The following is a 21,794-nucleotide window of genomic DNA, read 5'->3' on the forward strand; positions in this document are numbered from 1 at the left end:
GCTCTAGACAGTGCCTCCCAGCGAGGATTCAAGTTCGACAAGTTCGCGCCCGCCCGCCATCAGGTCCTGCAGCTGCTCGGCATTGATCTCGCCGCGCTTGGCAGTGCCCAGCGTCTTGCCATGGTTGATGACGGTAAACCGGTCGCCGACGGCAAGCGCATGGCGGACATTATGGGTGATGAAGACGACGCCGATCCCCTTCTTGCGCACGGCATCGATGGTGGAAAGCACATTCGCCGTCTGGCGCACGCCAAGCGCGGAGGTCGGCTCGTCGAGGATCAGCACGCGTGCGCCGAAATAGACGGCGCGGGAAATGGCAACCGTCTGTCGCTCGCCGCCGGACAACGTGCCGACCGCCTGATCGGCGGAACGCAGGTGAATGCCCATCTTCCCCATTTCCTCAACCGTGATGGCGCCCGCCTTCTTGTGGTCGAATACCTTGATCGGGCCGATGCGCCGCTCCGGCTCCCGGCCCATCCAGAAATTGCGGGTCACCGACATCAGCGGGATCATCGCCAGATCCTGATAGACCGTGGCGACACCCGCCGCCATCGCATCGCGCGGGTCGTTAAAGGTCACTTCCTTGCCATCGATGAGGATGCGGCCATAGCTCGGCTTGTGCACGCCGGACATTGTCTTGATGAAGGTCGACTTGCCCGCGCCATTGTCGCCGAGCAGGCAATGGCATTCCCCGGCCATGACCGAGAGCGAGACGCCGGCCAGCGCGATCACCGGGCCGAAATGCTTCTCGATGTCCTGAAGTTCGATCAGAGGTGCGCTCATCTCTAGCGTTCTCCCGTGATGCGACGGCGGATATAGGTGTTGAGGATGACGGCGAGCAGCAGGATGACGCCGAGGAAGACGCGGAACAGCGAGCTTTCGACGCCGGCGAAGAACAGGCCCTGCTGGACGACGCCGAAAATCAGCGCGCCAAGCGCCGCGCCGATCACGGACCCGTAGCCGCCGGTGAGAAGCGCGCCGCCGATGACGACCGAAATGATCGCCTCGAACTCCTTCAGAAGGCCGCGGTCAGCTGCCGCCGAGCCAAACTCCATCACCTGGCAGGTGGCGAAGATGGTGGCGCAGAAGGCCGTCAGCATGAACATCAGGATCTTCACCCGGTTGACCGGCACGCCGACATAGCGGGCGGCCTGCGCATCGCCGCCGGCGGCGAAGATCCAGTTGCCGAATTTCGTCCGCACCAGAAGGAAATGACCGAGAATGATGAGGATCAGCGCCCAGACCATCAGCATCGGAATACCGTCGACGACGGGCTGCCCGGCGCGCGGTCCGGCGACGAAGGTGGCGATCATGTCATTGTCGGCAAGCCAGCGGAAGAAGCCGCCAAACACCTTGCCGCCGAAAAGCGCGGCGACGAAGTCACCCTCCGATGCCTCGCGCACGCCGCCGATGATCGTCTTGCCGGTGGTCGAGATGGCGATGAAGATCGTCAGCCCGCGCAGGATGAAGAGAAAAGCGAGTGTGACGATGAAGGACGGCAGCCCGGTGCGGATCACCAGAAAACCGTTCAACGCGCCGATGGCGATGGCAACGGCAAAGGCGGTGATGATCGCAAGCCAGGCGGGCCACCCCCACTGGACGGTCAACAGCGCAATGACGATGCCGGAAAAGCCGATCATCGAGCCGATCGACAGATCGAATTCTCCCGCGATCATCAACAGGCAGGCGCCGACGGCGATGATGGCGAACTGGGCCGAGACCGTGCCCCAGTTGATGAAGCCTTCGGCCGAAAACATGCCGCTGTCGCCAGCAATCATGGCAAACAGCAGGAAGACGAGAATGGTGCCGCAGATGGAGCCGAGCTCCGGCCGGATCAGCGCCTTGCGCCATCGTGGCACAGGGCGCATGCGCTCTTCGAGGATCAACTCCTCGATCGGCCGGTGCGGCTGTTGTTCATGGGATTTGGACATCAGATTAACTCCGCCGCGTAGGCAATGGTTTCCCGTGCCGGCGGCGCGTTGACGCTGCCTGCCGTTCCGGATCAATCAGAAACTTCCGGCTGAAGCCGGCCAGGACGCCGCGCGGCAAGCCCGCGCGGCATCGCCATTGTCGAACGTCAGCGATACTGGCCGGCGTATTTCTCAACCAGTTCGATATTGCTGTCGGTGATGAAGCCGGGGCCCGAATTGATCGAGTTGCCCGGCATCACGCCGTAGCGGGCGTAATTGGTCAGGATGACCACCGGCAGGTAGCCCTGCAGATAGGGCTGCTGGTCGATGGCGAAGTTGATCGTGCCGGCCTTGATCGCATCGGCAATCCCGCTCGAAAGGTCGAACGTGCCGAAATAGACCTGGCCCGCCTTGCCGGTCTCATCCAGGGCGGCGATCGTCGGTTCGGCAGAGTTGGGGCCGAGCGTCAGGATCGCGCCGGTATCCGGATTGGCGTTGAGATAGGCCATCACCTTCGACTTGACCTCGGACGGATCCATGCCGCTGTCGATCATCTGCTGGCCAAGCTCGACGCCAAGCCCATCGGCGAAGCCCTGGCAGCGCTCAACGGAGGCCGGGTTGGTGATGTAATGGTTGACGCAAAGGAAGCTGTCGGCATCCGACTCCTTCTTCGCGCGCTCGCCGGCAAGCTTGCCCGCCATATATTCCGGCTGGCCCACATGCATCATCGCGCCGAGCTCTTTCGACTGCTCTTCCGTGCCCGAATTGATGGTGATCACCGGAATGCCCTTGGCCACGGCATCCGCGATCGGACCGGAAAGAACGTCATAATCGGCGATCGTGACGATGATGCCGTCCGGATTGGACGCGGCCGCCTGCTGAACGATGCGGCCCATATCGGCAAGGTCGCCCGTCGGCGGGTTGCGGTATTCCACTTCGACGTCCATCTGGTCGCCCGCGACATTGATCGCGTTCTTGATCGTGTTCCACCAGCTGTCGCTGTCGGGGGCGTGCGAGATCAGCACGAAGCGCTCGCCCTCGGCCCAGGCCGCGGCCGGCGCCAGGCTCGTCAGTGCGACGGCCGCGGCCGCCAGCGCAAGAAATCTGGTTTTCATGCTTAAAGTCCTCCTCCAAGGGGTGAATTCGCCCCGACCTCCTCCCGGCAAGGGCAATATCGGAACGCGAAACCGGTTCACGTTCCGGGAGGGAATTTAAATTCCATTCTGCTACGAATGCAATATTTATTTTCTATTTTTTCCATTCTCGCGGTCGGCGCCCACCGAAACCGCCAGCGAGATCGCAAGCGACAGCGACCCGGAGAGCGCTCGGAAGGCGCCGACATCGGGTTCGGCCACGTTGAGCGTGGTGGCGCCGAGCCGCACCAGCGGACTGGTGACGTAATCTGTGATGGCAACAAGGCCTGCGCCGCGCGCCCTGCCCGCCTCGGCGATCTCCAGCGTCCGCTCGGTGTAGGGAGCAAAGGTGACCGCCAGAACGGCGTCATTCGGTCGGATGGCATATTCCAGTCCCAGCCCCGCAATTCCCGTATGCAGCATTGCCGGAATATCCATCTTCTCGAAGGCATAGGCGAGATAGGAGGTCACCGGGAAAGCGCGGCGGAAACCGACGAGGTGAATGGTCTCGGCCTCTGCCAGCATCGCCACGGCCTCGTTCAGCGCTTCCGTCTCGACCGAGGCCAGCAGGTTTTCCAGCGACAGACGGCCGACCTCTACGAATTCGGCGAGCAGCGCCGCCGGACTGTCGGAACCGTGATTCCTGAGCGAGTCGATACGGGTCGCATAATCCGGCCACTTGCGCGAATAGTCGCTCCGGAACAGACGCTGCATCTGGGAAAAGCCCGAAAAGCCAAGTTCCTGGCAGAACCGCATGAAGGCGGAAGGCTGAACGCCGGCTTCCGCCGAGAGTTCGGCCACCGTCGAGACAGCCACCCGGTCCGGATTGGCCGCGACGAAATCGGCGCACTGCCTCAGGCGCTTGGGAAAGCCCGGCGAGCGCTCCGCGAGACGGGCAAAAAAAGCGTCGATCGTATCGGGCGCATCACTTTCACGGTTGGGCATGGGCGGCTCCGCTATTGCACTTGACATATTCTACATTTGGTGTTTTTAGAATTTTTATTCTATTTTCACAAGCGGCACAAGATCGTTCGCCGATACGGAAATGCGGGAGGACATATGACTGTATCTATTGCACTTTTGGGCGCAGGGCGGATAGGCCGGGTGCATGCGCGCGCCGTTGCCTCGGTGGCGGGCGTGAAGCTCGCTGCCATCGCCGACGCCAATGCTGAAGCCGCCGGCGAGATTGCCGCGCTTTACGAGACCGGAGTCTCGACAATTGACGATATCGCCGCCGACGACAATATCGACGCGGTCATCATCGCCACGCCGACCGGGACCCATGCCGACCTGATCGAGAAATTCGCCCGCGCCAGCAAGGCGATCTTCTGCGAAAAGCCCGTCGATCTCGATTCGGCCCGCGCGCGCCAGTGCCTTGCCGTGGTTGCGGAGACCGGCGCGCGGCTGATGCTCGGCTTCAACCGCCGCTTCGATCCCAATTTCCAGGCGCTGAAGCAGACGATCGCCGACGGCAAGATCGGCAATCCCGAAATGCTGCACATCGTTTCCCGCGACCCCGCCCCGCCGCCGATCTCCTACCTCGCTTCCTCCGGCGGCTTCTTCAAGGACATGACGATCCACGATTTCGACATGAGCCGGTTCCTGCTCGGCGAAGAGATCGAGACCGTGCAGGCCAGCGGCTCGGCGCTGATTGATCCGGAGATCGGCAAGATCGGCGATTTCGACAGCGCCTCGACCATTCTCACGACCGTTTCCGGCCGTCAGTGCACGATCTCCAATTCGCGCCGCGCCACATTCGGCTATGACCAGCGGATCGAGGTTCTGGGCTCCAAGGGCGCCGTCTCGGCCGAGAACCTGCGGCCCGCCTCGATCGAGCTGGCGACGGCCGAAGGTTTCCTGCGCCCGCCGATCTATGATTTCTTCATGACCCGCTATGTCGACGCCTTTGCCGCCGAAATCCGCAGTTTCGCGGAAAACCTGAAATCGGGCGCGGCGATGTCGCCGAGCGGCGATGACGGGCTGAAGGCGCTGGAGATCGCCGAAGCGGCCGATCTCTCGGCGCGCGAGAGGCGCCTGGTCTACGTCTCGGAGATCCGGGGCTGAGCGTCTTGCCGAAGCCCGAGGCAATGCGAGATTCGAGGATGGGGACTGCTCGAAACGCTGCCCGGCGTTTCGGGCTATTGCCCATGCAGGCACATTTCAGCGGCGGTAAAACGCGCCGGCAGGCTCGATCCGGACGACGGGATTTGCGATAGTGGCGGTCTCTGCCACCTCAAGGAATCGCTCTTGCCCGATTGCACCCTCGCCGAACCGCTCGCCGTCCTCAAGGAAATCTACGGCTACTCGAAATTTCGCGGAAAACAGGCCGCCGTGATCGATCAGGTCGTCTCAGGCGGCGATGCCGTGGTTCTGTTTCCGACGGGGGCCGGCAAGTCGCTCTGCTATCAGGTTCCCGCCCTCTGCCGCCAGGGCGTCGGCGTGGTGATCTCGCCGCTGATCGCGCTGATGCGCGACCAGGTCGAGGCGCTGAAACAGCTTGGCGTCCGGGCAGCTGCGATGAACTCCTCGCTGTCGCAGGAGGATTTCATCGTGACACGACGGGCGCTGGCGCGTGGCGAGCTCGACCTTCTCTACGTCACCCCGGAACGCGTCGCAACGGGCGGCTTCATGGATATGATGCGCGACCTTCAGATTGCGCTCTTCGCCATTGACGAGGCCCATTGCGTCTCCCAGTGGGGTCATGATTTCCGTCCGGAATACCGCGCGCTCGACAGGCTGGCGGAGGCCTTTCCCGGCGTGCCGCGCATGGCTCTGACGGCAACGGCCGATCCCCATACCCGCGAAGACATCATCGATCGCCTCGCGCTGCGAGACGCGGCGGTGTTCACCACCTCATTCGACCGGCCCAACATCACCTATGAGATCGTCGAGCGGGCCCAGCCGCGCCGCCAGCTTCTTGATTTCCTCTCCCGCCACAAGGGCGAAAGCGGCATCGTCTACTGCCTCTCGCGCGCCAAGGTGGAGGAAACGGCGGAATGGCTGAATGGCGAGGGCATCAGGGCGCTCGCCTATCACGCCGGCATGACGCGGGAGGCCCGCGACGCCAATCAGGACGCGTTCCTGAAGGAGGACGAGCTTTGCCTCGTGGCCACCGTGGCCTTCGGCATGGGCATCGACAAGCCGGATGTGCGCTATGTCGCCCATCTCGACCTGCCGGGCTCCGTCGAGGCCTATTACCAGGAGACCGGGCGCGCGGGACGCGACGGTCTTCCGGCCGATGCCTGGATGGTCTACGGCATGGCCGACGTCACGCAGCGCGGGCGCATGATCGATCGCTCCGCCGCCGCCGATGAGATCAAGCGCGTCGAACGCGCCAAACTGAATGCGCTGCTCGGCATCTGCGAGACGGCGGACTGCCGTCGGCAGGCGATCCTTGCCCATTTCGGCGAGCGGCACGAAGGCCATTGCGGCAATTGCGACACCTGCCTGTCGCCGGTCGAGACATGGGACGGCACGGAAGCCGCGATCAAGGCCATGGCCGCGATCTATCGCACCGGCGAGCGCTTCGGCGCCGGACACCTGATCGACGTTCTGACGGGCAACGAGACCGAGCGCACGGAGCGCTTCGGCCACGCGACCATGCCCGTCTTCGGCGCGGGCAAGGATATCGCGCCCAAGACATGGCAATCGGTCTATCGGCAATTGCTTGCCAAGGGGCTGATCCGGGTCGATCACGAGGCCTTTGGCGCGCTGAAGCTGGAACCCGGCGCGCGTGCGGTTTTCCGGCACGAGCTATCGCTGCGCTTCCGGGTCGACCGGGCGCCGAAGGGCAAGGCCTCTACCGGTACGCGCAGACGCAACGACGCGAAGGCCGCGCTTTCCGAACAGGATCAGTCCCTGTTCGAGGCGCTGCGCGCCACCCGCACGGCGCTTGCCAGGGAACTTGCCGTGCCGCCCTATGTGATCTTTCCCGATACGACGCTGATCGCGCTAGCCAGTCATCGACCGGGTTCCGCCGAAGCGATGCTCGAGATCCAGGGCGTCGGCAAGACCAAGCTGCAGCGTTATGGCGCCGAATTTCTCGACACGATCCGCGCGCACGGCTGAACGCTTCGAGCCTTCGCCGGATCTCCCTTGCCGCTCGACACGGAACATTTCCTCCCGCCACGCGGTTTCCCAACCGAGTGTCCGAAACAAGGGAGAAATTGCCATGAGCAAGATCGACAAGGATAAGGAAACGGAACGCACGCTGCGCCAGGTCGAGCATACGAGCGCCGGCGGCCACCTCGGCGGCACCTATTTCGGCCAGGAGCCCGACGCCAGCACCTCGCAGAACCACGGCCGCTCGCGCCCGAGCGGCAACAGCCAATCGTGACGATCGCTTGCCCCGAGCGGCATGTTCGCAATCCCGCCGCTTCGCATGATCGGCGGGATTTTCATTGATTTCGCCAAAAGAGAGGAAAGTCGACATGGCTGAGGCAAAGACAGCAAAGCTCTACCGCATGGTCATGCCCGACCATATCTGCCCCTACGGACTGAAATCGCGTCATCTTCTGAAATCCAAGGGCTATGAGGTCGAGGACCATCACCTGAAAACGCGGGAGGAAACCGACGGCTTCATGGAGGAGCACGGCGTCGAGACGACGCCGCAGACCTTCATCGACGGCAAACGGATCGGCGGCTATGAAGACCTGCGGGTCTTCTTCAAGCTGGATCCACCGCCCGAAGAGCAGAGCGATACGAGCTACACGCCAGTGATCGCGATCTTTTCCGTCGCGCTTTTTCTGGCGCTCGGCCTTTCCTGGCATCAATATGGGAACCCGCTGACCTTGCGCATGGTCGAGTGGTTCATCTCGCTGTCGATGACGATCCTGGCAGTCCAGAAGCTTCAGGACGTCGAGAGCTTTTCCACCATGTTCCTGAATTACGACCTTCTTGCGCGCCGCTGGGTGCCCTATGGAAGAATCTATCCCTTCGGCGAGGCGCTTGCCGGTATATTGATGACGGCGGGCGCGCTGGGCTGGATCTCTGCGCCCGTCGCCCTCTTTATCGGGCTTGTCGGCTCGGTCAGCATCTTCAAGGCGGTCTACCTGGACAAGCGAGAGCTGAAATGCGCCTGCGTCGGAGGCTCGTCCTCCGTGCCGCTCGGCTTCGTCTCGCTGACCGAAAGCCTGATGATGACGCTGATGGGCATCTGGATGCCGCTGAAGGCATTGCTGCTGTGACAAGCGCGGACAGGGCGCAAACCGCCCCGCCCGCCCGGTGCGCGATCAGCCTTCCGCCAGGCTCTCGTCGACGACAGGCTCCTCCGTCTGGCCGGCGATGATGATCGGCACCAGAAGATCGCCCCAACTCTTGGTGCCGCCATGATGGCGGGCCGAGCGGATGATCTCGACGGAAACCCCGGCATCGACCGCCCGCATGACCGACTGGTTCAGCCGGTGCAGATCATTGGCGACCATGCGGATCGCGGCCTGCTGCTCGCTGCTCATCCGCGTCGATTGCGCCTCGGCGCGTTCCTTGACATTGATCCTGCGCGTCATTTCTTTTCCTCCTCTTCGAGAAATAATCTATTCCGCCGGCCTATTCGGCCGCCTGGAACTGCGCGGTTTCGGTTGATTCGCCCATCGCCGTGGTCGAGCCCGTGCCGCCGGTAATCGCCATCGAAACGGCGTCGAAATAGCCGGTACCGACTTCGCGCTGGTGGCGGGTGGCGGTGTAGCCGTTCGCTTCCGCCGCGAACTCGGCCTGCTGCAACTCGCTGTAGGCCGCCATCTGCCGGTCGCGATAGCCGCGCGCCAGTTCGAACATGCCGAAGTTCAACTGGTGGAAGCCCGCGAGCGTGATGAACTGGAACTTGTAGCCCATGGCGCCGAGTTCCCGCTGGAAGCGTGCAATATCCTCGTCGCTCAGGTTCTTCTTCCAGTTGAAGGAGGGCGAGCAGTTATAGGCGAGAAGCTTGCCAGGATGATGCTTGTGCACGCCCTCGGCGAATTTGCGCGCCTGCTCCAGATCCGGCTTCGAGGTCTCGCACCAGATCAGATCACAGTAAGGCGCGTAGGCGACGGCGCGGGCGATGCAGGCCTCGAGCCCGTTGCGGACGCGGTAGAAGCCTTCCGCCGTGCGGCCGGCATCGTAATCGACGAAGGGCTGGTCGCGCTCGTCGATGTCGGAGGTCAGGAGCTTGGCGGCCTCGGCATCCGTGCGTGCGATGACCAGCGTCGGAACGCCCATGACGTCGGCGGCAAGCCGGGCAGCGGTCAGGTTGCGGATATGGGCCGCCGTCGGGATCAGAACCTTGCCGCCGAGATGGCCGCATTTCTTTTCAGAGGCCAGCTGGTCCTCGAAATGAACGCCGGCAGCACCCGCCTCGATATAGGCCTTCATGATCTCGAAGGCGTTGAGGGGACCGCCAAACCCGGCCTCGGCATCGGCAACGATCGGGGCGAACCAGGTCTCGACGGAAAGACCGTTCCCTTCCGATGTTTCAATCTGGTCAGCGCGTTGCAGGGTTTTGTTGATTCGCTTTACAAGCTCGGGTCCGGCATTGGCCGGATAGAGCGACTGGTCGGGATACATGGCGGAGGCGGTGTTGGCGTCGGCGGCGACCTGCCATCCGGAAAGATAGATCGCCTTCAGCCCGGCGCGCACCATCTGCATGGCCTGGTTGCCCGAGAGCGCGCCAAGCGCATTGACGAAATCATCCTCATGGATCAGCTTCCAGAGGCGCTTGGCGCCCTCCTCCGCCAGCGTCGAGCGGATGCGGACCGAACCGCGCAGCCGCTTGACATCTTCGGCGCTGTAGCTCCGCTCGATGCCGTCAAACCGGCCCTCGGCAGCGCCGTCAACAAGATTGTAAAATTCAGACATGCCTATTCCTCCTCTTCCAGGCAGATTGAATGCCGTCCGGTGCATAAACGCCACTCGGCGACAAGCGATGTGACACTTTTTACTGAATTGATGATTGCAAATCTATGGAATTGGCTTAGATCAAGCGGGAATTCGGGTTATCTTGTATTTTGTTTGACAGAAGCGCTGTGTAAAACAGTAAATATTGTAAACCATCGCCGGGAGGGACAGGATGACGGAGAAGAAGATTTTCGCGGGACCGCGGCTGCGGCGGATCCGCAAGGGGCTTGACCTGACGCAGACGGCGATGGCGGAGGCGCTTTCGATCTCGCCCTCCTATCTCAACCTCATCGAACGCAACCAGCGGCCGTTGACCGTGCAGCTTCTGCTCAAGCTCGCCGCCGTCTACGACATCGATATCGGCGAACTCCAGGGCGAAAGCTCGGGCACGATCAGCCAGTTGAAATCGGTATTCTCGGACCCGTTGCTTTCGGGAGAACTGCCCGGCGACCAGGAACTCGTCGAAGTGGCCGAAGCCGCGCCGAACGCGGCGATCGGCATCATCAAGCTTTACCGCGCCTATTGCGAACAGGCCGCCCGCCTCTCCGACCTCTCCGCGCTTCTCGCCCATGACGGGCGTGAAACCCACCTGCCGGGAAAACGCCTGCCGCACGAGGAGGTGCGCGACGCAATCTCCCGCCGGCCCTATTTCTTTGATTCACTCGATCGCGCGGCCGAAGCCCTTCACGCGGAACTCGACCCCGGCGACGAGCTTTCGGCCGCCCTGAAAACCTGGCTGATGCAACGTCGCGGCATCACCGTCAGGATCCTGCCGCCGCATGCCATGGTCAATCTCGGCCGCCGTTTCGACCGCCACACGATGCGGTTGTTCATCTCCGCACGTTTCTCCCCGCGCGACCGAAAGCGCGAGATCGCCATCGAAACGGTGCTCCTGGCGCTGGCCGACGAGATCGCGGCGGAAGTGAAGGCGCTCGACCTGTCGAGCGACGAGGCCCGCCGCATCGCCCGGTTCGAACTCGCCCGCTATGCGGCGCTGGCGCTGATGATGCCTTATGGCCCATTCATCGAAGCCGCCCGCCGGGACCGGTTCGATATCGGCCTTCTCAGCGGCCGTTTCGACGTTTCCTTCGAGCAGGCGGCTACCCGTCTCGCCAGCCTGCAGCGGCTGGAGAATGCCGGACCGGCCTTCTTCGCCATGGAGATCGACCAGGCGGGCAATATCCTGCGCCGCATCGGCGCGGAGGGGTTTCCGCATGCGGGTTTTCGCGGCGAATGTCCGCGTCTCGATCTCTATGACGCCTTCAGCCAGCCCGGCCGGATCGTCTCCCGACATGTGGAAATGCCGGACGGCGTCGGCTATCTGACGCTTTCGCGCACGCTGGAAGGACCGGAACCGGCGCTCGGCGAACGCCTGCATGTGACGGCGATCCTTCTCGGCCTGCGCTGGGACAAGGCATCGGCCACGGCCTATGCAGAGGACGGCGGCGCGCGGGCGGGGCCCGTGCCCGTCGGGCCGGTCTGCCGCCTGTGCGAACGCCCGGGCTGCCTGTCGCGCGCCGAGCCGCCGGTCACCCGCCCGCTCGGCCTTGACGAGATGGTCGCCGGTCTTTCGGCCTTCGACTTCCGCTGATGCGCCGCGCAGCCAGACGGCAACATCTGACGCCCGAAAACGCCTCAAAGCACATGGATAGAGCGCTTTCGCGGTGCGGAGAACAGCAGACGCGCTAGAACTGGTTGGTCCAGCGCGGGTGGATGTCATCGATCACAAGCGCATGGCTGTGCGTCCTGTGTCCTTTGAGGTGCGGATGATCAAGCGGCAGGTTGTCATGGCTGTGCTCGATCGCTTCGTCCTCGCCCGCCGGCCACTGCGAAAGACTGATGACAACGCCAAGGCCGGCAAGACCGGCCAGAGCCAGAAGGGCGGTCTCCGCGCCGAACGCAGTCATGAGCCAGCCCGAAAGCGGATAGGTCAGCAGCCAGCAGGCATGGGAGAGCGCGAACTGCGCCGCAAACAGGGCCGGACGGTCCTCAGGGTGGGCTGAACGGCGCAGCAATCGCCCCGACGGCGTCAGCACCGCCGAATAGCCGAGACCGACAAGAAACCAGGCGACAAGCAACGCGAGCCAGGCAAGCCCGCCAAGAGCAATTTCCGCCGCCAGCGCCGCAAGCGCCGCCGCCATCACCAGGGCGCCGGCGAGCATCACCGGCCTGTCGGAAACCCGGTCGAGGACCTTTGGCAGCAGGATTGCGGCGGTCATCGATCCGGCGCCGAATGCGAACATCGTCCAGGCGAGATCGCTCGCCGAGAGGCCCAGCAGAGCGCGCACCAGCACCACCGAATTGACCAGAACCATCGCGCCCGCGGCGGCAACCGCAAGGCTGAGCGCCAGAAGCCCGCGCAGACGCGGCGTGGCGAGATAGATGCGGATGCCGCGCGTCGTCCGGTCATAAATCCCGCGTGGTTCTGCCGCCCTGGGGCTCGGCAGAACCACCGAGACGACGAGCAGCGCCGAAGCCAGGAAACCGGCGACCGTGCCGAGAAACAGCGCATTGTAGCTCATTGCCGCCAGAAGCAGGGCGGCAAGCGTCGGGCTGGCGATATTCTCCAGGTCGTAGGCAAGCCGGGACAGCGACAGCGCCCGCGTGTAGCGTTCCTCTTCCTTCAGCACATCCGGGATGGTCGCCTGGAATGTCGGCGTGAAAGCGGCCGAGGCCGATTGCAAAAGGAAGATCAGCAGATAGACCTGCCAGACGGCGGTGACGAACGGAAGCGCAAGGGCGCACGCCGCGCGCACGAGGTCGAGCGCAACCAGAAGCCGGCGGCGGTTCATGCGTTCGGCAAAGGCGCCGGCAATCGGCGCGATGCCGACATAGGCCACCATCTTGATGGCGAAGACAGTGCCGAGCACCATTGCCGCCCCCTGCCCGGCAAGGTCATAGGCAAGCAGCCCGAGCGCGACCGTCGCCAGTCCCGTGCCGAGCAGCGCGACGATCTGCGCGAGGAAGAGATGTCGGTAGGTGCGGTCGGCGAGAATGTCCAGCATCGGGGGCCTCAGAGATAGCGGGTGATCGCCTTCAGTTCGGCGCGCCCGGCCTCGGCGCCGTCAACGTCGAGACAATGGTCCACATGATCATGGATGAGCGCCTGCTTGGCGTTGCGGATCGCGCTTTCGACGGCCTGAAGCTGCTGGGCGACATCCAGGCAGGGTCGCCCCGCTTCGATCATCGCGACAACCGAACCGAGATGACCCTCGGCCCGCTTCAGCCGCGCGACGATCCGGGGATGGCTTTGATGACGATGTTCATGGCTCATGCCTCGATATTATCCACCCGGGGAGGATATGAAAAGGGCGGAAAGGACCCCGTCCGGCGACCGGCGCGCGTTCCGGCCGCAAGCGGGCGAAATGGAAACCGGGTAAACAGCAAGCAGGAGGACAGATCGAGGCCGACCAAAAACTGCCGGTTTCACAACACTACCAGAACAAAGGGAAGAAAAATGGTGGGTGATGTAGGTCTCGAACCTACGACCCGCTGATTAAGAGAAAATGATTTCATCGATAAGACACTGAAACCAAAAGAATCCGGTTTCCAATGTCTGAACAACTGGGCCACCATTTCTGCGGAACAAAGCATGAATTGGGAACTCCGATCAGGGCCCTTCATAAAAGGGTGCAGTCTGTGCTCCATCATGTGGAGATGCCATGAGGGCAAGGTTTCGTCCCACCAGATAGTTCAAACCGTCTCTTGTACCTCCGGGCACCCGCCACGACCGATTACGTCAGGATGACATCAATAGGCAGGCGCCACGAAAGAAGCCCCAGTTTCGGCGGAACTCACTGAATACCGGGCCTGCGCAAAGTATTCGCGTCCTGTCCCCCAGTTTTCGCGCAGCGGTCGCTTTTCCGGAGGCCTGGAACCAAACTCGCCGGGGTCAACAACAACCTCAATGGCTCCTTCCTGCGGATCGATCACGATCATATCGCCATTTCGGATGCGCGAAATCGGGCCATCGGCAGCCGCTTCCGGCGTCACATGGATGGCGGCAGGAACTTTGCCCGAAGCGCCCGACATCCGCCCGTCGGTCACAAGCGCGACCCTGAACCCGCGGTCCTGCAGAGACCCCAACGCGGGCATCAGCTTGTGAAGTTCGGGCATGCCACAGGCTTGAGGCCCCTGGAATGGCAAGACGGCAACAAAGTCGCAATCGAGGTCACCGCGGGCGTATGCCTCAAGCAGTTCAGCCTGAGAAACAAAGACCCGAGCTGGCGCGGTTATAGCGCGATGTTCGGGTAGAACCGCCGAAACCTTCATCACGGCGCGGCCGACATTGCCAGAAAGCACAGAGAGCCCGCCTGTCTTCTGAAACGGCGCTGTCACCGGCCGCAGAACGGTTTCGTCTGCGGATGCCGAGACGGCCGGGCGCCATGCGAGTTGACCGTCATCAAGCCAGGGCTCGCTTGTATATGCGTCGAGACCCTCTCCCATGATTGTCACCGCGTCTTCATTCAATAGTCCGGCAGACAGCAGGGAGGAGATCAGATAGCCGACGCCGCCGGCTGCATGGAAATGATTGATATCGGCCTTGCCATTCGGATAGGCCCGCACGAGAAGCGGAACAACCGCAGAGATATCCGCGAAATCATCCCAGGTCAGGATGATACCGGCGCAGCGCGCCATCGCGACCAGATGCATGGTGTGATTCGTGGAGCCCCCGGTGGCAAGAAGCCCGACAATGCCGTTGACGAAGGCGCGCTCGTCGAGCACGCGACAGAGCGGCACAGCCTGGTTGCGCGGCGGAGCGATCGCGATCACTCTCTCGGTGGCCGCCGCCGTCAGTGCGTCGCGCAGCGGGGTATTGGGATTGACGAAACTCGACCCCGGCAGGTGTAACCCCATAAACTCCATTAGCATTTGGTTGGAATTGGCCGTGCCGTAGAATGTGCAGGTTCCCGCCGAATGATAGGACTTGACCTCGGCGTCGAGAAGCGCCGACCGATCAACCTTTCCCTCCGCATAGAGCTGACGAATGCGTGATTTTTCCGGGTTGGACAGCCCGGTGGGCATTGGCCCTCCCGGCACAAAAACCGCCGGCAAGTGCCCAAACCCAAGTGCGCCCATCACAAGACCCGGAACGATCTTGTCGCAAACGCCGAGATAGAGTGACGCATCGAAGGCGTTGTGGCTCAAAGCAACAACCGTGGCGAGCGCGATAGCGTCACGACTGAAGAGCGATAGCTCCATTCCATCGGCGCCTTGGGTGATGCCATCACACATTGCTGGAACACCACCAGCGACCTGAGCGATCGCTCCGTTCTTTCGAGCTGCATTACGGATCAGCGCCGGGAATTGCTCAAATGGCTGGTGTGCGGAAACCATATCATTATAGGCTGTAACAATCGCGATGTTCGGGATATTTGCCGCAAGCAGAGCACGTTTTTCCGACGCCTCCGACGCTGCCGCGACATGAGCCAGATTGGCGCAGGCAAGCTTGCTGCGATTGCGGCCGGCCTGCGCTGCCTTCTCCATGGCCTTCATATAGCTCGCCCGCGACCTCATGGACCTTTCAACGATACGGTCGGTAATGCTTCGAATGGCATCGTGGGTGTTCATCACGTTTCCTCTTTCATGGCAGAGCCGATCCAATCCGGGCTCAATAAAATCTTCTCACCTACTTGTAATTTTTGTTGACTACATGTCAATACGCACTTAGCGTTAGTCAAATTCGATAACCGGCATGACGTCGCTGGGGAGGAGATCCCAGTTCGAAATGACGAAAGAACCGGACGGAGGCCCTCCGTCGGGATGGCAGCGTTTTGCCTGATAAGAGGAAAGTGCATACCGTGAAGATGGCACCTAAAAAGGATCGACGCATCGTAACGCTGGGCAACGCGTTTCTCGACACGATCGTCTACCTGCCCAGACTGCCGACGGAACCTTGCAAGTTCCGCGCGACGGATGTGCGTCGTACCGGCGGCGGCATCGCGGCAACGGCTGCCTGCGCGGTGGCAAGGCTGGGCGCCGAAGCCAACTACTGGGGCCGGCTGGGCGAAGATGAGACAGGTGACCAGATCATTGCCCGCCTGCGCCAATTCGGCGTTCGCACAGAGACTGTTCGACGTGTCGCAGGCGGAGTGAGCCCAGTCGGCACGGTGCTTGTTTCGCCCGGTGGCGAACGCATGGCCTTCGGTTTCATCGGCCGCGACCTCGGTAATGAGGCTGCATGGCTGCCGTTGAGTGAGCTTGATCAGGTGGATGGCGTGCTGGCTGACTATAGCTGGTGGCAGGGCGCAGCCGCGATCTTTGCAGCCGCGCGCGAGCGAGGCATCATTACAGTGCTTGATGCAGACGTCGGCGATATGGACGCTGTGCGACAGCTGCTCCATCTGCCGGATCATATCGTCTTCTCCGCAGCTTGCCTTGCCGCTCTGACCGACTGCAAGAGCATAGAGAATGCCCTAGCCGTTGCCGCAACGATGTGTCGCGGCGTGGTTTCCGTGACGGACGGCAGCCGCGGCTTTTTCTGGCACGACGATGGCGAGATCAGAAACCTGCCGGCATTTCCGGTCGAGGCCATCGATACGAACGGCGCCGGAGACATTTTTCACGGCGCCTTCACGCTTGGCCTTGCCGAAGGTCTCTCGACAGAGGCGGCCGCGCGCCTGGCCAGTGCAACGGCGGCGCTCAAATGCGCTCGTGGAAGCGGCTGGGAGAGTATTCCCGACCGTGCCGCCGTTGATCAACTTCTCAGGGAGAATGCGTGATGCCGATTTCACCCGGAAAATACTGGGGCATGCGCCGGCTCTCCGGCGCCGATTCCCGCTTTCGTATCCTTGCCATGGATCAGACGGGGCCGATCGTCAATCCGATCAAGGCCATTCGGGGGCTGGATCAGGCGCCGTTCGAGGATGTGGCCGCTGTCAAGCGCATGCTTGCGCGTCATCTTGCGCCCCATGCATCTGCCGTACTGATCGATCCTCCCCTGGGCTATGCCGCCAGCATACGCGACATCCCGGCCGAAAAGGGACTCCTGATCGCCAATGAATGGGCCACCTGGGAGGTGACCGATACCGGCCGCAAGTCATCGAGCATTCCCGGATGGGACCCGGCTCTCATCCGCCGGATCGGCGGGGACGCGGTCAAGGTCAACCTCTGGTACCGGGCTGATGTTTCGGCCGATGTGAGGGCTCATCAGCTTGCCTATCTCGACGCGATGAAAACCGCCTCCCGTCTCAACGACATACCCTTTGTGCTTGAGTTCCTTGTCTATCCCTTGCCCGGCGAAAGCGCCGCCGCCTTTGCGCGAAGGCGCGTTGAACTGGTTTCAGGCTCATTCACGGACGAGGAGGTCATGAATCCGGACGGCGTCGATCTCTACAAGCTCGAACCGCCGATCCCCACCTTCGACGTGCCGGATCCCGATGGTCCTCATGCCCTTGCCGCGCAGGCCGCCTTCGACCGCATGGCGCGTCATGTCCATCGCCCCTGGGTGCTTCTCAGCGGAGGAGCAAGCCCGGAGGATTTCCTGCGGTTGCTTACCTTTGCCTATCGCGCCGGCGCCAGCGGTTATCTTGCCGGACGCGCGATCTGGGCCGGGGCCTTCAGCCGCTTCCCCGATCTCGCCGCCATGGAACGCTCGATGCGGGAGGAGGCGCCGCAATTTATGGAGCGGTTCAACCGCCTGACGGAACGACAAGCGACGCCCTGGACGGACCATGCGCAGTGGCAGGGGCGGGTCGACATGGAGCCTGACGGCGAAGCGTTCGCCATGCTCTATCCGGCCTCTGCGGGGCACTATCAAACGGGGCGAAGCCTGTGACCTATCTTGATTTCAGCGGCGTGTTGTCGAGAACTGATCTTCTGATCAGGGGCGCGGAGCTGACGATCGCGATCTCGCTGACGGCGATGATTTTCGCGCTTGTCATCGGCCTTTGCTGCGCAAGCATGCTGCTCAGTCCCTTAAAGCCGTTGCGCTTCATCGTGCTTGGCTATGTCGAGGTCATCCGCAACACGCCCTTCATCGTGCAGGTTTTCCTGGTCTATTTCGGTCTGCCTTCGCTCGGCATCCGGTTAACGCCGCTGACGGCCGCGATCCTTGCCATGTCGATCTATGGCGGCGCCTATACCAGCGAAATTATCCGTTCCGGCATCCAGAGCATCGCCAAGGGCCAGATAGAGGCTGGGCGTTCCCTCGGCATGTCGCCGTTGCAGATTTTCCGCTACATCGTTCTGAAGCCCGCGTTTTCGGCGATTTTTCCGTCGCTTGCCTCCCAGTTCGTTCTCTTGCTCCTGTCATCGAGCGTGGTCTCGGCGATCTCGGTGCCGGAACTGACCGGCGTCGGAAATGACATCCAGGGCATGACGCTGCGGAACATGGAAATCTACCTGGTGATCGCCGTCATCTATGTCGGGATTGTCGCAGTCCTCAAGCTCGGATGCCTGGCATTCGAACGCATCGTGTTTCGATTCAAGTATCTGGGGCGCTAAGGCAAAATGTTTCAGCAATTCAGCCTTCACCATGTTCAGTTTATGCTCGTCGGATTGAGCTGGACCATTCTGCTCGCGGCGGTCGGGCTGATCGGCGGTTCGCTCGCGGGAGCGGTCCTGACCTTGATGCGGATATCCAGGTACCGGCTGGCGAGCGCCTTCGCGCGGGCCTACATATTCGTCATCCAGGGAACGCCGCTTCTTGTCCTGCTCTTCATCGCCTATTTCGGAGCTACCTATATCGGCTTCGACGTGCGCCCGATCGTGGCCATTTCCGTTGCCTTCTCGTTCTATGCCGCGGCCTTTCTTGGCGAGATCTGGCGCGGCGCCATCCAGTCGGTCCCCGTTGGCCAGAGCGAGGGCGCTCACGCTCTGGGGCTCAGCGGCCCAGACACCATGGTTCATATCATCGCCCCGCAGGCCATCCGGATTGCGACGCCGGCGACCGTCGGCTTCTTCGTGCAGCTGATCAAGAATACCTCGCTGGCTTCGGTCGTCGGCATTATCGAGCTCACGCGCACGGCTCAGATCGTCAGCAACGCAACCTTCAAGCCGCTCGAGGTCTATCTCACGGCGGCCGCTTTCTATTTCCTGATCTGCTTTCCCATCACGCTTGTCAGCCGCCACCTTGAACGGCGCCTGGCGCAATCATGATCGTCAAAGGAGGAGTAAAAGATGATCAAATTCGTAAAGACCGTTGCAATAGCAACAATCACTTTGGCTACGCTTGCGACCGCCAGTCTCGCCCAGACCACCACCAACACGCTCGACAAGATCATCCAGAACGGCAAGCTGGTGGTTGGCATTTCGCTGTCAACGCCACCCTATGGCATGACCGATTCCCAGATGCAGCCCGCAGGCTTCGACGTTGCGGTCGCCAAGCTTCTCGCCAGGGATCTTGGTGTCGAGCTTGAGATCGTCGACCAGGTTTCGCAGGCGCGCATCCCGAACCTGACCAGCGGCAAGGTCGATATCCTTGTCTCCTCGTTCGGCGTCACAGCCGAGCGCGCCAAGACGGTGATGTACACGAATTCAATCTATGTCGACGAGCAGATGGTGCTGGCGCCGGCATCCTCGGATATCGCCAGCCTCGAAGATCTCGTCGGCAAGCGCGTCGGCGTGACCCGCTCGACGACCAACGACACGCTGATCACCGAAAAGGCGCTCGAGGGCACCAATATCCAGCGTTTCGAGGATGACGCCGCAACAAATCAGGCGCTGTTTACCGGCCAGGTCGACGCCATCGTCTCGGGCGTCGCCGCCGCCAATGCGATCAGCCAACAGACGGACAAGTTTGCCCGCAAATTCGCGGTGCGACAGTCCCCGATGGGCATTGGCGTGCGTCGCGGCGATTTCGATCTTCGCCAGTGGCTGAACACCGACATCATGCTGCTTTGGAACGCCGGCGAGCTACAGGCCGCGCAGAAGGAATGGCTTGGCCTCGTAAACGAGAAGCTGCCGGTCTTCTGATTGACGCATAAGGTTCCGCGCTTGGCGCGGAACCTCCAACCATGAACGCATTTCCCCGAAAGGTTTGTCATGACCCGAATGACACTTCGCCAGCTTCTCGATCACGCTGCCGAGCATGACTATGGCGTCCCCGCATTCAGCGTAACGACGATGGAACAGATGATTGCCGTCATGGATGCCGCACGCAGCGTCGATGCTCCGGTGATCCTGCAGGTCGGAACGAAAGCCCGCGCCTATGCCGGAGACATCATGATCGAGAGTCTGTTTACGGCGATCGAAAAAATGTATCCGGACGTGCCGATGGTCGTGCACCAGGATCACGGAAACTCGCAGGCCACCTGCGCGACGGCGCTGCAGCATAATTTCACTTCGGTGATGATGGACGGTTCGCTCGGCATCGATGGCAAGACGCCTTCAGACTACGAGTACAACGTCTCGGTGACCGCGCAGGTCAGCGCCCTGGCGCATTGGATGGGTGCATCCGTCGAGGGCGAGATCGGTGTACTTGGAAAGCTCAAAGACCGCTCCGACAGCCGGCTCCTGACCGATCCCGATCAGGCCGTCGCTTTTGCCAGAGCCACTGGCGTCGATGCATTGGCGATCGCCATGGGCACCTCGCACGGCGCCTACAAGTTCGACCGCAAACCGGACGGCGAAGTTTTGGCAATGGACCTGCTAGAAGAAATCCACCGCCGCCTGCCGGACACGCATCTCGTCATGCATGGTTCGTCCTCTGTTCCGCAGGAGCTTCAGGACATCATGAACAAATACGGCGCGGACATTCCCCAGACGTGGGGTGTTCCGATCGAGGAAATCCAGCGCGGAATTCGGCATGGCGTGCGCAAGGTCAACATCGACACCGACAATCGCATGGCACTGGTCGGCCAGATCCGCCGCGTCCTTCAGGAAGACCGACGGGAGTTCGACATCCGCAATCTCGTCAAACCGGGCATGGAGGCGATCACCAAGCTCAGCCGCCAGAGACTGGAAGATTTCGGCACGGCAGGCAAGGGTTCGAAGATCAAGGTCATTTCGATGGCCGATATGGCAAAGCGCTACCAGTCTGGCGAACTGGCGCCCAAGGTAAGGTCCTGAAGCTGGATCATGGAGGAGTTGTCGATGAAGAGCACGGCCAACACTGCGGACGCCATCGTCGAGGCGCGGAAACTGAACAAGTATTTTGGTGCCTTCCACGCGCTCAAGGATATTGATCTTTCCGTATCACGGGGAGAAACCATCGTTATCTGCGGCCCCTCCGGTTCCGGGAAATCGACGCTGATACGCTGTCTCAATGCGCTTGAGCCCTATCAGGAGGGCAATCTGGCTGTTGCCGGCACGACACTCGACGGCACGCGGAAATCCACCGATCGTGTTCGAAGACGCACAGGGATGGTGTTCCAGAACTTCAACCTTTTTCCGCATATGTCGGTTTTGCAGAACTGCATGATCGCACCCATGAAGGTGAAGGGTCTGCCGCGCGAAGACGCGCGCAAGATCGCGATGAAATTTCTGGAACGCGTTCGCATTCCCGAACAGGCGGAGAAATACCCTGCGCAGCTTTCGGGCGGCCAGCAACAGCGCGTTGCGATCGCAAGGGCTCTGTCAATGAACCCCGAGGTCATGCTTTTCGATGAGCCGACTTCCGCGCTCGACCCCGAGATGGTGCGTGAGGTTCTCGACACCATGGTCGGTCTCGCCAAGGAAGGCAGCAGCATGATCTGCGTGACCCATGAAATGAACTTCGCCCGCGAGGTCGCCGACCGCGTCATCTTCATGGATTGCGGCTCCGTGGTCGAGGTCGCACCGCCGGATGCCTTCTTCCGGACTCCGCAAACGGAACGGGCCAGGAATTTTCTGTCGCAGATCCTGCATTGAGAACGCTCCCTCACCACCGTTTACGAGCGGCGGGAGTACTCTTTCCCTTTGGGAAGGCGATCTTCCGACCGCTGCGGAGTCGTCTTGCAGA

The 21,794-nt window shown here is 61.8% G+C and carries 21 protein-coding genes; 12 read left to right on the top strand and 9 right to left on the bottom strand.

Translation table 11 applies throughout. The annotated features are described in order from the left end of the window. Positions 1 to 3: 3 nt before the first annotated feature. From AZF01_RS10515 to AZF01_RS10530, 4 genes are all read right to left on the bottom strand, one after another. The gene (locus tag AZF01_RS10515) at positions 4 to 783 is read right to left on the bottom strand and encodes an ATP-binding cassette domain-containing protein (RefSeq protein WP_024710212.1); all 780 of its coding nucleotides are present in this window, start codon (positions 781 to 783) and stop codon (positions 4 to 6) included. Between the two features lie 2 nt (positions 784 to 785). Next, the gene (locus AZF01_RS10520; RefSeq protein ID WP_152534663.1) at positions 786 to 1,868 is read right to left on the bottom strand and encodes an ABC transporter permease; all 1,083 of its coding nucleotides are present in this window, start codon (positions 1,866 to 1,868) and stop codon (positions 786 to 788) included. A gap of 209 nt (positions 1,869 to 2,077) precedes the next feature. Next, complete coding sequence (locus tag AZF01_RS10525) at positions 2,078 to 3,025, bottom strand: sugar ABC transporter substrate-binding protein (protein ID WP_024710210.1); 948 nt, start codon at positions 3,023 to 3,025, stop codon at positions 2,078 to 2,080. Positions 3,026 to 3,151: 126 nt separating this feature from the next. Then, positions 3,152 to 3,988 (bottom strand): MurR/RpiR family transcriptional regulator, encoded by an 837-nt coding sequence (locus AZF01_RS10530; RefSeq protein WP_024710209.1) that lies wholly within the window; start codon positions 3,986 to 3,988, stop codon positions 3,152 to 3,154. Positions 3,989 to 4,102: 114 nt separating this feature from the next. On the opposite strand from AZF01_RS10530, the gene iolG reads away from it, so the two are divergent. The 4 genes from iolG to AZF01_RS10545 all read left to right on the top strand — a co-directional run bounded on the left by iolG (position 4,103) and on the right by AZF01_RS10545 (position 8,229). Next, positions 4,103 to 5,107: an inositol 2-dehydrogenase gene (gene iolG, locus AZF01_RS10535; RefSeq protein ID WP_024710208.1), complete on the top strand. Its 1,005-nt coding sequence runs from the start codon at positions 4,103 to 4,105 to the stop codon at positions 5,105 to 5,107. A gap of 183 nt (positions 5,108 to 5,290) precedes the next feature. Then, positions 5,291 to 7,111: a DNA helicase RecQ gene (recQ, locus tag AZF01_RS10540; RefSeq protein WP_024710207.1), complete on the top strand. Its 1,821-nt coding sequence runs from the start codon at positions 5,291 to 5,293 to the stop codon at positions 7,109 to 7,111. A gap of 103 nt (positions 7,112 to 7,214) precedes the next feature. Then, positions 7,215 to 7,379, top strand: coding sequence for a hypothetical protein (locus AZF01_RS24285; RefSeq protein ID WP_197489645.1), 165 nt, complete (start codon positions 7,215 to 7,217; stop codon positions 7,377 to 7,379). A 94-nt stretch (positions 7,380 to 7,473) separates the two neighbouring features. Further along, a complete protein-coding gene (locus AZF01_RS10545; protein WP_197489646.1) occupies positions 7,474 to 8,229 on the top strand; it encodes a glutaredoxin family protein in 756 nt (251 codons plus the stop codon). A 45-nt stretch (positions 8,230 to 8,274) separates the two neighbouring features. Here AZF01_RS10545 and AZF01_RS10550 read toward each other — a convergent pair whose 3' ends face one another. Together AZF01_RS10550 and aceA are read right to left on the bottom strand one after the other, a co-directional pair. Then, entirely contained in the window at positions 8,275 to 8,547 is a 273-nt protein-coding gene (locus AZF01_RS10550) for a hypothetical protein (RefSeq protein ID WP_024707275.1), read from the bottom strand. Between the two features lie 40 nt (positions 8,548 to 8,587). Beyond that, entirely contained in the window at positions 8,588 to 9,874 is a 1,287-nt protein-coding gene (gene aceA / locus AZF01_RS10555; RefSeq protein ID WP_024707274.1) for an isocitrate lyase, read from the bottom strand. A 211-nt stretch (positions 9,875 to 10,085) separates the two neighbouring features. Here aceA and AZF01_RS10560 point away from each other — a divergent pair, with 211 nt between their 5' ends. Beyond that, positions 10,086 to 11,504 carry a short-chain fatty acyl-CoA regulator family protein gene (locus AZF01_RS10560; RefSeq protein ID WP_024707273.1) on the top strand — a complete coding sequence of 473 codons (1,419 nt, stop codon included), beginning with the start codon at positions 10,086 to 10,088 and terminating at the stop codon, positions 11,502 to 11,504. Positions 11,505 to 11,598: 94 nt separating this feature from the next. On the opposite strand, the gene AZF01_RS10565 is transcribed toward AZF01_RS10560, so the two are convergent. From AZF01_RS10565 to edd, 3 genes are all read right to left on the bottom strand, one after another. Beyond that, entirely contained in the window at positions 11,599 to 12,918 is a 1,320-nt protein-coding gene (locus AZF01_RS10565; RefSeq protein WP_024707272.1) for an MFS transporter, read from the bottom strand. 8 nt (positions 12,919 to 12,926) lie between these two features. Then, positions 12,927 to 13,187 (bottom strand): metal-sensing transcriptional repressor, encoded by a 261-nt coding sequence (locus AZF01_RS10570; protein ID WP_024707271.1) that lies wholly within the window; start codon positions 13,185 to 13,187, stop codon positions 12,927 to 12,929. 476 nt (positions 13,188 to 13,663) lie between these two features. Then, positions 13,664 to 15,484: a phosphogluconate dehydratase gene (gene edd / locus AZF01_RS10575; RefSeq protein WP_024707270.1), complete on the bottom strand. Its 1,821-nt coding sequence runs from the start codon at positions 15,482 to 15,484 to the stop codon at positions 13,664 to 13,666. Between the two features lie 236 nt (positions 15,485 to 15,720). On the opposite strand from edd, the gene AZF01_RS10580 reads away from it, so the two are divergent. The 7 genes from AZF01_RS10580 to AZF01_RS10610 all read left to right on the top strand — a co-directional run bounded on the left by AZF01_RS10580 (position 15,721) and on the right by AZF01_RS10610 (position 21,703). Continuing rightward, the gene (locus tag AZF01_RS10580) at positions 15,721 to 16,635 is read left to right on the top strand and encodes a PfkB family carbohydrate kinase (RefSeq protein ID WP_024707269.1); all 915 of its coding nucleotides are present in this window, start codon (positions 15,721 to 15,723) and stop codon (positions 16,633 to 16,635) included. Next, entirely contained in the window at positions 16,635 to 17,690 is a 1,056-nt protein-coding gene (locus tag AZF01_RS10585; protein ID WP_024707268.1) for a tagatose 1,6-diphosphate aldolase, read from the top strand. Before AZF01_RS10580 ends, AZF01_RS10585 begins: the two co-directional genes overlap by 1 nt. Beyond that, positions 17,687 to 18,358: an amino acid ABC transporter permease gene (locus tag AZF01_RS10590; protein ID WP_024707267.1), complete on the top strand. Its 672-nt coding sequence runs from the start codon at positions 17,687 to 17,689 to the stop codon at positions 18,356 to 18,358. Before AZF01_RS10585 ends, AZF01_RS10590 begins: the two co-directional genes overlap by 4 nt. Positions 18,359 to 18,364: 6 nt before the next feature. Beyond that, positions 18,365 to 19,012 carry an amino acid ABC transporter permease gene (locus AZF01_RS10595; protein ID WP_024707266.1) on the top strand — a complete coding sequence of 216 codons (648 nt, stop codon included), beginning with the start codon at positions 18,365 to 18,367 and terminating at the stop codon, positions 19,010 to 19,012. A 21-nt stretch (positions 19,013 to 19,033) separates the two neighbouring features. Next, entirely contained in the window at positions 19,034 to 19,828 is a 795-nt protein-coding gene (locus AZF01_RS10600) for a transporter substrate-binding domain-containing protein (protein ID WP_024707265.1), read from the top strand. Positions 19,829 to 19,897: 69 nt separating this feature from the next. Further along, on the top strand, positions 19,898 to 20,923 hold the full coding sequence (locus AZF01_RS10605) for a ketose-bisphosphate aldolase (RefSeq protein WP_024707264.1): 1,026 nt from the start codon (positions 19,898 to 19,900) through the stop codon (positions 20,921 to 20,923). A 24-nt stretch (positions 20,924 to 20,947) separates the two neighbouring features. Beyond that, a complete protein-coding gene (locus tag AZF01_RS10610) occupies positions 20,948 to 21,703 on the top strand; it encodes an amino acid ABC transporter ATP-binding protein (protein WP_024707263.1) in 756 nt (251 codons plus the stop codon). Positions 21,704 to 21,794 lie beyond the last annotated feature (91 nt).

The sequence above is a fragment of the Martelella sp. AD-3 genome (genome assembly GCF_001578105.1).
In the GTDB taxonomy this organism is placed as follows: domain Bacteria; phylum Pseudomonadota; class Alphaproteobacteria; order Rhizobiales; family Rhizobiaceae; genus Martelella.

Coding starts and splice junctions, on each gene's coding strand:
- AZF01_RS10585 (WP_024707268.1), top strand. CDS start 16,635: ATGCCGATTTCACCCGGAAAATACTGGGGCATGCGCCGGCTCTCCGGC.
- iolG (WP_024710208.1), top strand. CDS start 4,103: ATGACTGTATCTATTGCACTTTTGGGCGCAGGGCGGATAGGCCGGGTG.
- AZF01_RS10560 (WP_024707273.1), top strand. CDS start 10,086: ATGACGGAGAAGAAGATTTTCGCGGGACCGCGGCTGCGGCGGATCCGC.
- AZF01_RS10550 (WP_024707275.1), bottom strand. CDS start 8,547: ATGACGCGCAGGATCAATGTCAAGGAACGCGCCGAGGCGCAATCGACG.
- AZF01_RS10530 (WP_024710209.1), bottom strand. CDS start 3,988: ATGCCCAACCGTGAAAGTGATGCGCCCGATACGATCGACGCTTTTTTT.
- AZF01_RS10595 (WP_024707266.1), top strand. CDS start 18,365: ATGTTTCAGCAATTCAGCCTTCACCATGTTCAGTTTATGCTCGTCGGA.
- AZF01_RS24285 (WP_197489645.1), top strand. CDS start 7,215: ATGAGCAAGATCGACAAGGATAAGGAAACGGAACGCACGCTGCGCCAG.
- AZF01_RS10545 (WP_197489646.1), top strand. CDS start 7,474: ATGGCTGAGGCAAAGACAGCAAAGCTCTACCGCATGGTCATGCCCGAC.
- AZF01_RS10580 (WP_024707269.1), top strand. CDS start 15,721: ATGGCACCTAAAAAGGATCGACGCATCGTAACGCTGGGCAACGCGTTT.
- AZF01_RS10570 (WP_024707271.1), bottom strand. CDS start 13,187: ATGAGCCATGAACATCGTCATCAAAGCCATCCCCGGATCGTCGCGCGG.
- AZF01_RS10610 (WP_024707263.1), top strand. CDS start 20,948: ATGAAGAGCACGGCCAACACTGCGGACGCCATCGTCGAGGCGCGGAAA.
- AZF01_RS10600 (WP_024707265.1), top strand. CDS start 19,034: ATGATCAAATTCGTAAAGACCGTTGCAATAGCAACAATCACTTTGGCT.
- aceA (WP_024707274.1), bottom strand. CDS start 9,874: ATGTCTGAATTTTACAATCTTGTTGACGGCGCTGCCGAGGGCCGGTTT.
- AZF01_RS10520 (WP_152534663.1), bottom strand. CDS start 1,868: ATGCGCCCTGTGCCACGATGGCGCAAGGCGCTGATCCGGCCGGAGCTC.
- AZF01_RS10515 (WP_024710212.1), bottom strand. CDS start 783: ATGAGCGCACCTCTGATCGAACTTCAGGACATCGAGAAGCATTTCGGC.
- AZF01_RS10525 (WP_024710210.1), bottom strand. CDS start 3,025: ATGAAAACCAGATTTCTTGCGCTGGCGGCCGCGGCCGTCGCACTGACG.
- AZF01_RS10605 (WP_024707264.1), top strand. CDS start 19,898: ATGACCCGAATGACACTTCGCCAGCTTCTCGATCACGCTGCCGAGCAT.
- edd (WP_024707270.1), bottom strand. CDS start 15,484: ATGAACACCCACGATGCCATTCGAAGCATTACCGACCGTATCGTTGAA.
- AZF01_RS10565 (WP_024707272.1), bottom strand. CDS start 12,918: ATGCTGGACATTCTCGCCGACCGCACCTACCGACATCTCTTCCTCGCG.